At 71.7% G+C, this 9,796-nt stretch carries 7 protein-coding genes and 1 pseudogene; 6 read left to right on the top strand and 2 right to left on the bottom strand.

Annotated elements, in window-relative coordinates:
* A partial coding sequence (locus ADL12_RS15370) for a hypothetical protein (RefSeq protein WP_062702677.1) occupies positions 1-885 on the bottom strand: 885 nt, incomplete at its 3' end.
* 148 nt (positions 886-1,033) lie between these two features.
* Between ADL12_RS15370 and ADL12_RS15375 the strand changes: the two genes are divergently transcribed.
* The gene (locus ADL12_RS15375; protein ID WP_062702665.1) at positions 1,034-1,843 is read left to right on the top strand and encodes a S1 family peptidase; all 810 of its coding nucleotides are present in this window, start codon (positions 1,034-1,036) and stop codon (positions 1,841-1,843) included.
* A 52-nt stretch (positions 1,844-1,895) separates the two neighbouring features.
* Here ADL12_RS15375 and ADL12_RS15380 read toward each other — a convergent pair whose 3' ends face one another.
* Positions 1,896-3,698, bottom strand: a complete 1,803-nt coding sequence (locus ADL12_RS15380) for a glycoside hydrolase family 35 protein (RefSeq protein WP_062702667.1) — start codon at positions 3,696-3,698, stop codon at positions 1,896-1,898.
* An 87-nt stretch (positions 3,699-3,785) separates the two neighbouring features.
* Here ADL12_RS15380 and ADL12_RS15385 point away from each other — a divergent pair, with 87 nt between their 5' ends.
* The 5 genes and pseudogenes from ADL12_RS15385 to ADL12_RS56450 form a co-directional block, all read left to right on the top strand.
* The gene (locus ADL12_RS15385; protein ID WP_062702669.1) at positions 3,786-4,673 is read left to right on the top strand and encodes a helix-turn-helix domain-containing protein; all 888 of its coding nucleotides are present in this window, start codon (positions 3,786-3,788) and stop codon (positions 4,671-4,673) included.
* Positions 4,674-4,696: 23 nt separating this feature from the next.
* A complete protein-coding gene (locus ADL12_RS15390) occupies positions 4,697-5,065 on the top strand; it encodes a chorismate mutase (protein WP_062702671.1) in 369 nt (122 codons plus the stop codon).
* 148 nt (positions 5,066-5,213) lie between these two features.
* The gene (locus tag ADL12_RS15395) at positions 5,214-5,759 is read left to right on the top strand and encodes a response regulator (RefSeq protein ID WP_062702673.1); all 546 of its coding nucleotides are present in this window, start codon (positions 5,214-5,216) and stop codon (positions 5,757-5,759) included.
* Positions 5,760-5,838: 79 nt separating this feature from the next.
* Positions 5,839-8,346, top strand: a complete 2,508-nt coding sequence (pepN, locus tag ADL12_RS15400) for an aminopeptidase N (protein WP_062702679.1) — start codon at positions 5,839-5,841, stop codon at positions 8,344-8,346.
* Between the two features lie 289 nt (positions 8,347-8,635).
* A pseudogene (locus tag ADL12_RS56450) lies at positions 8,636-9,796 on the top strand (hypothetical protein); the annotation flags it as partial.

The raw sequence follows: 9,796 nt of genomic DNA on the forward strand, positions 1-9,796 counted from the left end.
CTCCAACACCGTCCGGCACAACCCACACCGCGCCCGAACCCGCCCCCGCACCGGCACCCGAATCCGCTGCTGACACGTCGGACACGGAAACGACACCCGCAGCGGCCCCCGCCCATCCGGCGTGAACGCATACGGCACCCCCGGCCGCGCCCCCACCCCGCGCTCGTCCTGGGCATGACGCCGATCGCGCGCGTACCGGCGGCGCCCCGCCCACCCGGCCGCCGTCAGCGGCGGCTGCTGCTCGTCGAGCCGCGCCTCGGCCATGCCCTTCACATACGCCGTGTACGCCTGCGGACTGGTGAACCACACCGACGGATCCTCGGCGAAGACCAGCGCCCGCTTGGCGAGGACGTACCCGAACTCCTCCGGCGTCAGATACCCCAGCTTCTGCGAGGACGCCGCGTCCTCCCGGTACGCGTCGAGGAGCAGCCAGCCCGCCCCGAGATACGTCGTCGCCGTGTCGGTGAGGATCTCGTTGTCCCGGGTGCCGGGGAAGGACAGGTCGAGGCGGTGCAGGTACACGTGCATCACCTCGTGGGCGAGGGCCGCCCCGATGTCCCGGCGATGGGTGCGGAAGCGGTCGTTCAGCTCGACGAAGTACTCGGGCCCGGCGGCGAGTTCGACGCTCGCCGCGTGGTTCATCTCCCGGAAGCTGACGACCATCCGGGCGTCCGGCAGGTGGTAGTGCCGCACCAGTTCGCGCGCCACCCGCTGCGCGCCCAGATACAGATCATCCGTGTCGCAGAACGCCACATCGGCGGGCAGCACGCTGGTCGCGAACGTCTGGATGGTGTCGTACGACAGCCGCCTGTAGAGCGCGGTGATCGAGGCCCGCACCGTCTGAAGGTGCGGGAAGCCGTGCTGGACCGGTCCGCCGTTCGCCACGCCCGTACCCCCAAGACGCCTTGAACCCGATTCCACTCTACGGGGATGTGAGGGGTTTTTCCCCGGCGAGGTTCCATGCCCGGGACGTGAGATCCGTCCTTGTCAAGCATGCCACCTGATCTTCATACTGCGGGCCGCTCAACACGCCATGAAAGGACGTACGTTGACCCTTAGCTCGCCGAAGAGAAGCGGCATAACCCTGGCCAAAAGAGCCGCGGCGGTCGGTGCCGTGGCCCTCGCGGTCGCCTCCCTTCAGCCCCTCAGCGCGCAGGCCGCGTCCACCCGCGTCGTCGGGGGAACGCCTGCCGCGCAGAACGAGTTCCCGTTCATGGTCAGTCTCTCCATGGGCTGCGGCGGGGCGCTCTACAAGAAGGACGTCGTGCTCACCGCCGCCCACTGCATGGACGGCTCCGGCAACAACACCAGCATCACCGTCACCGCGGGTGTCAACGACCTCGACTCATCCGCCGGGATCAAGGTCAAGTCGACCAAGGTCAAGGTCGCCCCGGGCTACAACGGCAGCGGCAAGGACTGGGCGCTGATCAAGCTCGCCCGGCCCATCAACAAGCCGACGCTGAAGATCGCCACCACGGACCGCTACAACCGCGGCATGTTCACGATCGCCGGGTGGGGCGACACCCAGGAGGGCGGTGGCACGGGCACGACCAAGCTCCAGAAGGCCACCGTTCCGTTCGTCGCCGACCGCCTGTGCAAGCGCCACTACGGAAACCGGCTGGTGTCGAAGGAGGAACTGTGCGCCGGCTGGCAGAGCGGCGGCATCGACACCTGCCAGGGCGACTCCGGCGGCCCCATGTTCCGCAAGGACGACGCGGGCAAGTGGATCCAGGTCGGCATCGTCAGCTGGGGCGACGGCTGCGCCCGCACCGGTGTGCCCGGCGTCTACACCGAGGTCAGCACCTTCGCGAAGGACATCGCCCGCGCGGCGAACGCCCTGTAGGCAGCCTCCGCACCAGGGGTACGTCAGCAGGGGTGGCGTCAGCAGGGTTGCGTCAGACGGCCCGGAGCACCGGGGCGCCCGCCTCGCCGGGCCCCCACCGGGCCGTCTCCGCCAGCTCCAGCACCCACACGTCGTTGCCGCCCTCCCGCAGGACGGGACCCGGGACGTACAGCGAGTGCTGCGGGCCCGTGGACCAGTAACGGCCCAGACCGAAGCCGTTGATCCACACGAACCCGCGCGTGAAGCCCGGCAGCTCCAGGCGGGCGTCACCAGCGCCCCGCACGGTGACGGTGCCCCGGTACAGCCCCGGGGCACCGTCCTCGGGCAGCTCCCGCGACGGCACCGCCCGGACCCGCTCGATGTCGTCCAGCGCCTCCAGCCGCAGCCCACGCGCGCGTACGTCGTGCAGATACTGCCGCTCGTGCAGCACGCCCCCGGTGATCCCCTTGGGCTCGCCCAGCCGCGGCCCGTAGTTGACCCTCCCCAGGGACTCCACCCACAGCTCCACGCGCGCGTACCCCGCGACGGGCTCCGCGAGGCACGCCTCGTCCTCGGTGAGCACCCCGGCCCGCTCCCCGTCGACGTACACCACGGCCAGGTCCCGCAGCCCGCGCACCATCAGCGGATACGGCTGCCGCGGCCCCGGCACCGCCACCTCGTACCGCACCAGGCCCCGCTCGACGCCCAGTTCCTCGAAGGTGGGCGGGACCGGGCCGGACGCCTCCGGGCCGCCCAGCGCCTCCAGTACGTCGCTCAGGGGCGCCCAGTCGGTCAGCACCACCTCGGCCGGGGCGCCCAACCGGGCGGGTACGGGCGGGACTTCGGGCAGAAGGCCGTCGGCGTACCCGGCGTACCCGGCGTACTCGGCATAGTCGGCGAGGATCTCGCGGAAGGCCCAGAACTTCTCCGTGGGGCGGCCGTACTCGTCGATCGGGGCGTCGTAGTCGTACGACGTCACATCGGGCTCCAGCGGGCCGTCGTGCAGCACGCCGCCGCCCCGGTTGGCGCCCGCCCAGCCGGCGAAACTCGTGCCGCCGTGCGCCATGTACAGGTTGACCGAGGCGCCGCACTCCAGGACCTCCCGCAGGGCCGCCGCCGCGTCCCCGGGATCCCGTACGACGTGCTTGCCGCCCCAGTGGTCGAACCAGCCGCACCAGAACTCCATGCACATCAGCGGACCGTCGGGGCGGTGCCGGCGCAGCGTCTCGAACGCCTCGCGCGCGTGGGAGCCGAAGTTCACCGTCGCCAGGACCCCGGGGATCGAGCCGCCGGAGAGCATGTGGTCCTCGGGGCCGTCCGAGGTGAACAGCGGGACCGTGACGCCCTGCTCGCGCAGCAGGCCGGCCAGGCGGCGCAGATACTCCGCGTCCGAGCCGTAGCTGCCGTACTCGTTCTCGACCTGCGCCATGATCACCGGGCCGCCGCGGTCGATCTGCCGGGGCACGATCTCGTGCCGCAGCCGACGGAACCAGCTCGCCACATACCCCAGGTAGCGCTCGTCACGCGTACGCGCGCGTGCGCCCAGCTCCGCCGTCAGCCAGTACGGAAGCCCGCCGTTCTCCCACTCGGCGCAGATGTACGGCCCCGGCCGCACGATCGCCCACAGCCCCGCCTCCCGGACCGCATCCAGGAAACGGCCCAGCGCCTGGACGTCCCGGCTGTGCCCCGGCCGCGGCTCGTGCAGATTCCACGGCACGTACGTCTCCACGCAGTTGAGGCCCATCGCCCGCAGCATCGCCAGCCGGTGCCCCCACTGGGCCTCGTGCACCCGGAAGTAGTGCAGCGCGCCGGACAGCAGCCGCACCGGCCGCCCGTCCAGCAGGAAATCCGTTTCCCCCACCGTGAACTCGCTCATGCGCCCCACCCTCACCTCTGGCGGTGATCAGGTCCATGGACAAAGATCGGCGCTGCTTGGACCGAAGCGACGCAGAGAGGACCGCGGATGTACCACACCTGGATGCGGTTCTTCACGCCCGGCCCCGCCCACCACCGGCTCGGCCTCGTCTGCCTCGGCGTCGGCCTGCAGTACGGCGCCCTGCCCACCGTCGGACCCAGGGTCCTGGACCATCATGTCGCCGTCGTGATCAGCACCGGCGGCGGCTGGTACGCCGACCCCGACGGCCGCCGTACGACCGTCACCGCCCCCGCGCTGCTGTGGCTGACCCCCGGCGTGCCGCACCACTACGCGCCCGACCCCGGCACCGGCTGGGACGAGGGCTTCGTCGACTTTGCCGGGCCCGCCGCGGCCTCGTACACCGAACTCGGCTACATCGAACCGGACCGCCCCGTCGTGCCCCTCTCCGACGCCTCCGGCCCGCGTGCCGTCATCGGACGCATGGCGCGCGCCGCCCGCCGCGACAACCCCCTCCTGGAGGTGGAGACCGGCGCCGCCGTCCACGAACTCCTCGTCGCCCTGCGTCGCGCGCGTGCCGACCTCGCGCCGGACGGCGACCTCGTCCTCAAGGCCCTCGCCCGCGACGCGTGCCTGCCGCTGACCGTCGCCGAGCACGCCGCCCGGCACGGCATGACCCTCGCCGAACTGCGCACCGCCGTGCGGCGCGGCGCCGGCTGCAGCCCCAAGGACTATCTGCTCGGCATCCGCCTGGGCCGCGCCAAGGAACTCCTCGCCGCCACCGAACTCCCCGTAGCCGCCGTCGCCCGCCGCGTCGGCTACGACGACCCCGCCTACTTCTCCCGCCTGTTCACCCGCCGCGTCGGCATGGCCCCCGTCCGCTTCCGCGCCCAGCAGGGCCGCACCGTCCCCGGCGGCTGGAGCAACCAGGTCCCCGACCCCGACGACCCACCCCTGATCGAACGAACGACCACCTGAGGAGCCCCGTAGGCTGGGCCCTCATGACCACCAGCAACACACCCCCCGGCGACGTCGACCCCGCCGTCCGCGAGGAGCTCGCCCGGCTGCGCGACAGCATCGACAACATCGACGCGGCCGTCGTCCACATGCTCGCCGAGCGCTTCAAGTGCACCCAGCAGGTCGGCCACCTCAAGGCCAAGCACCAGCTCCCGCCGGCCGACCCCGCCCGCGAGGCCCGCCAGATCGCCCGCCTGCGCACGCTCGCCGAAAACGCCAAGCTCGACCCGGCTTTCGCCGAAAAGTTCCTCAACTTCATCATCGCCGAAGTGATCAGGCACCACGAGAGCATCGCCGAGGACACGATCAACGGCGCCGCGCCCACCGCCCCCGGGCAGACGACGCGAATGTGACCACACGACCCGGACGGGCCCTCCCGAGGGAGTGACACGGCGGCCCATGCCGGGCATGCTGCGCTGTGCACTCCATGCCAGCTGACACGCACTCCCCGTCAGCGCCCCGGACATCCCCTGGATGTCCACGCGGGAGGGACGTCGGGCCATGCCGTCGGATGCCAAGATCCTCATAGTCGACGACCATGAGGACACGCTCTACGCGCTGGAGAGCGCCCTGGCCCCGCTGGGCTACCGGCTCGCCCGTGCCACCAGCGGTGACCAGGCGCTCAAGCAGGTGTTCCGCGGGCAGGTCGGGCTCCTGCTCCTGGACGTCCGCATGCCCGGCGTCAGCGGCCTGGAGGTGGTGCGCTACATGCGGCGCCTGGAGCAGACCCAGCACATACCCGTCATCCTGCTCACCGGTTTCGGCGCGGACCACGAACTGACCGCCACCGCCTACGGACTCGGCGTCGCCGACCTGGTCATGAAGCCCATCGAACCATGGGCGCTGCGCACCAAGGTCCGCTACCTGTACGACTCCTACCAGCGCCATCGCGCACTGGAACAGGAGGTACGCGAGTTACGCGCCCTCGTCAAGGACGACCCCGGGGGCCCGGAACCGGGCCCGCGCCCCGCCCTGCCCCACCCCGACGCCCGCGTCCCGCTGCAGCGCGACAGCCCGGCGGCGACACCGGCCAAGGACCGGCCATAAGGCGCACCGAAGACCGAACATAAGGTACTTACTGATCAGCCCCTGTGCCTTGTCAGCGGCATCAGGCAGCATGTCCTGCATGTCCGTACTGACGCGCGACGCAGCGCAGACCCGTGCCCAGCTCCTCGACGTCCACCGCTACACGATCGAACTCGATCTGACCACCGGCGACGAGACCTTCGACTCCCGCACCGTCATCCGGTTCACCACGCGCGCGGACCACGCGGACACGGACACCTTCGTCGAGATCAAGCCGGCCGAGCTGCGCTCCGTCACGCTGGACGGACAACCCCTCGACCCGCAGACCCTGGACGAGAACAGGCTGCCCCTGAAGAACCTCACCGCCGGCGAGCACGAACTGCGCGTCGACGCGGCCATGCGCTACTCCCGCACCGGCGAGGGCATGCACCGCTTCACCGACCCCGTCGACGGCGAGACGTACCTCTACACACAGTTGTGCATGGACGACGCCCAGCGCGTCTTCGCCGCCTTCGACCAGCCCGACCTCAAGGCCGTCTTCGACCTGTCCGTCAAAGCCCCCGAGGGCTGGAGTGTCCTCGCCAACGGCATCACCGAACACCTCGGCGACGGCCGCTGGCAGGCCGCTTCCACCCCGCTGATCTCCACCTACCTCGTCGCCGTCGCCGCCGGCCCCTACCACTCCGTGCGCACCGAACACCGCGGCCTGCCCTTCGGCCTGCACTGCCGTCGCTCGCTCGCCCCCTACCTCGACGCGGACACCGACGAGCTCTTCGAGGTCACGCGCGCGTGCTTCGACCGCTACCACGAGAAGTTCGACGAGCCGTACCCCTTCGGCTCCTACGACCAGGCGTTCGTCCCCGAGTTCAACGCCGGCGCCATGGAGAACCCCGGACTGGTCACCTTCCGCGACGAGTTCGTCTACCGCTCCGCCGTCACCGACACCGAACGCCAGACCCGCGCCATGGTCATCGCCCACGAGATGGCCCACATGTGGTTCGGCGACCTCGTCACCCTTCGCTGGTGGGACGACATCTGGCTGAACGAGTCCTTCGCCGAGTACATGGGCTACCAGACCCTCACCGAAGCCACCCGCTTCACCGACACCTGGACCGACTTCGGCGTCGTCCGCAAGCCCTGGGGCTACGACGCCGACCAGCGCCCCTCCACCCACCCCGTCGCCCCCGAAGGCGTCAACGACACCGCCACGGCCCTGCTCAACTTCGACGGCATCTCCTACGCCAAGGGCGCCTCCGCGCTGCGCCAACTGGTGGCCTGGCTCGGTGAGAAGGACTTCCTCACCGGCATCAACACCCACTTCGCCCGCCACAAGTTCGCCAACGCCACCCTCGCCGACTTCGTCGACTCCCTCGCCGACGCCACCGAACGCGACGTCCACGCCTGGGCCGACAACTGGCTGCGCACCACCGGCGTCGACACCCTCACCCCGTCCGTCACCCCCGGCGAGAACGGCACCTACACCCTCACCGTCGACCACGCCGGCAGCCGCCCCCACCGCATCGCCGTCGGCCTGTACGACCTGGACCTCGGCGACAACGAGGGCCACCTCGTCCTGCGCGAACGCCTCGACCTCGACGTCCCGCACACGGCCCCGCACCCCATCGGCAAGCGCCCGGCACTGCTGCTGCTCAACGACGGCGACCTGACCTACGCCAAGGTCCGCTTCGAAACCGAATCCTTCGAGACCGTCCGCAAGAGCCTCGCCGGACTGCCCGAACCGCTCACCCGCGCGGTCGTCTGGAACGCCCTGCGCGACGCCGTCCGCGACGGAGAACTCGCCGCCACCGCCTACCTGGAGACGGCCCGCACCCACCTCCCGCACGAGACCGACCTCGCCATCGTCGAGGGCGTCCTCGCCTTCGCCGCCACCCAGGTCGCCGACCGCTACCTCACCCCGGAGGAGCGCCCCGCCGCCCTGGCCACCCTCTCCTCCCTCTGCCGCGACCTCATCCGCCGCACCGAGGACGGCGACAACCCCGGTCTGCGCCTGATCGCCGTACGCCACTTCATCGACGTCGCCGCCCACCCGGACACGATCGCCGCCTGGCTCGCCGACGGCACCGTGCCCGGCGGACCCGAACTCGACCCCGAGCTGCGCTGGCGCGTCCTGGGCCGCCTCGCCGTCCTCGGCGCCGTCGACGAGGCCGCCATCGCGGACGAGCTGGCACGCGACCCGAGCGCCACCGGCCAGGAGGGCGCCGCCCGCTGCCGGGCCGCCCTGCCCGACGAGGAAGCCAAGGCCAAGGCCTGGGCCGCCATGTTCGCCACCGACGACGGCACCGACCTGTCCAACTACCTCTTCACCGCCACCGCCCAGGGCTTCTGGCAGCCCGAACAGGCCGACCTCGTACGCCAGTACGTGCCCCGCTACTACCCGGACGCCGTCGCCCTCGCCGCCCGCCGCGGCCCCGCCATCGCCGACGCCGCCGGCCGCTACGCCTTCCCGGTGTACGCCGTCGACGCCGATGCCCTGCGGCTGGGCGAGGAGTGCCTGCGCGACGACGAGCCGATCCCGGCGCTGCGACGCAGGCTCGCCGACCAACTCGACGACCTGGCACGGGCGTTGCGCGTACGGGAGGGTGAGTGAGGCCGATGCCGCTGGCGTAGGACGCCGCCGGCGCCGCCAACGCCTGCGGGCGATGTGGCGGTCCGGCCTCCCCGCCTGGCACGGGCGTTGCGCGTAAAGCATCAGCCCTCGGCAGCAGAGGACGGCCCGGACCGCCCCTTACTCCGCCACCCACGGCACACCACCACCGACACGCTTTCCCCGCACGCAAGTACCCCCTTTCGGGTTCCGATCGTTGGGCTTTTCGGGCGCGATCACGCATCCGGGTACAAGCTGGAAGTCCCTCTTGCCCTGCGCCCGGGAGGACATGATGAGCAGGCCGCCGTCGCTCGCTTCAGGCCCTGAAGGTCCCCGCGCTCTGCGGCCGTTGCTCGACACCGTCCTCGACGCGCTGAGCGAGGGCGCCCGGGCTCGCGGGGGACCACTGCCCTCGGGCGGCCCGGACGCGGTCGCCGCACGCATGCGGGAGGCGGCCGGGGACGTCCTGCCGGACGAGGGCGACCCGAACGCCCTCCACGACCTCGTCCGAGCCCTCGCAGCGGGCGCCACCGACCCCTCGAACCCCCTCTGCACCGGCCACCTCCACTGCCCACCCCTCGCCCTCGCCACCGCCGCCGACCTCGCCGCCTCGGCCCTCAACCCCTCGCTGGACTCCTGGGACCAGGCGCCGGGAGCATCGGAGCTGGAGGCGCTGGTGACGGCGGTACTCGCCGCGGAGGTCTTCGCCGGCGGGGAAAGGGCGAAGGCACTCACCATCGGGACCGACCCGCTGAAGGGCGAGTCGGGCTACGACGCCCCGAACGCACCGGACAAACCACCCGCCGCTGCCCACGAAGCGCCCACCCCAACACCCGACCCCACCAACCCCCCAACGTCGACCGCCGATGCGGCAGCCGTGTCCTGCTCAGCCTCTGGCAGCGCCGCCGCGGCTGACGTCCCGACGGGTGGAACTCCGTTCATGCCGGGCGCGGCCATCGGTGTCCCGACCGCCGATGCGTCAGCCGCGCCCCGCTCAGCCTCTGGCCCCGTCACCGCTGGCGTCCCGATCGTGCCTGGCTCGGGCGTTGGTATCCCGACGGGTGGCGCTCCGTTCGCGCCGGGCGCGGAGCTTGGTGTCTCGATCGCCGATGCGGCAGCCGCGCCCCGCTCAGCCGCTGGCGGCGCTGTTGACGTTTCGATCGTGGCGGGTTTGGCCCCCGGTGTCCCGACCGCTGGCGCCCCGATCACGTCCGGCTCGGCCGCTGGCCCCGTCACCGCTGGCGTCCCGATCGTGCCTGGCTCGGGCGTTGGTATCCCGACGGGTGGCGCTCCGTTCGCGCCGGGCGCGGAGCTTGGTGTCCCGATCGCCGATGCGGCAGCCCTGTCCTGTTCAGCTGCCGGCCCCTCCACCGCTGGCGTCCCGATCGCGGCGGCTTCGGCCCTCGGTACCCCTACCGCCGATGCGGCAGCCACGCCCCCCTCACCCCCCGGC

The organism is Streptomyces regalis (assembly GCF_001509475.1).
In the GTDB taxonomy this organism is placed as follows: Bacteria; Actinomycetota; Actinomycetes; order Streptomycetales; family Streptomycetaceae; genus Streptomyces; species Streptomyces regalis.

Excerpts from the sequence above, each read along its gene's own strand:
- ADL12_RS15390 (WP_062702671.1), top strand. The coding sequence starts at position 4,697 with ATGACCACCAGCAACACACCCCCCGGCGACGTCGACCCCGCCGTCCGC.
- ADL12_RS15385 (WP_062702669.1), top strand. The coding sequence starts at position 3,786 with ATGTACCACACCTGGATGCGGTTCTTCACGCCCGGCCCCGCCCACCAC.
- pepN (WP_062702679.1), top strand. The coding sequence starts at position 5,839 with ATGTCCGTACTGACGCGCGACGCAGCGCAGACCCGTGCCCAGCTCCTC.
- ADL12_RS15395 (WP_062702673.1), top strand. The coding sequence starts at position 5,214 with ATGCCGTCGGATGCCAAGATCCTCATAGTCGACGACCATGAGGACACG.
- ADL12_RS15380 (WP_062702667.1), bottom strand. The coding sequence starts at position 3,698 with ATGAGCGAGTTCACGGTGGGGGAAACGGATTTCCTGCTGGACGGGCGG.
- ADL12_RS15375 (WP_062702665.1), top strand. The coding sequence starts at position 1,034 with ATGAAAGGACGTACGTTGACCCTTAGCTCGCCGAAGAGAAGCGGCATA.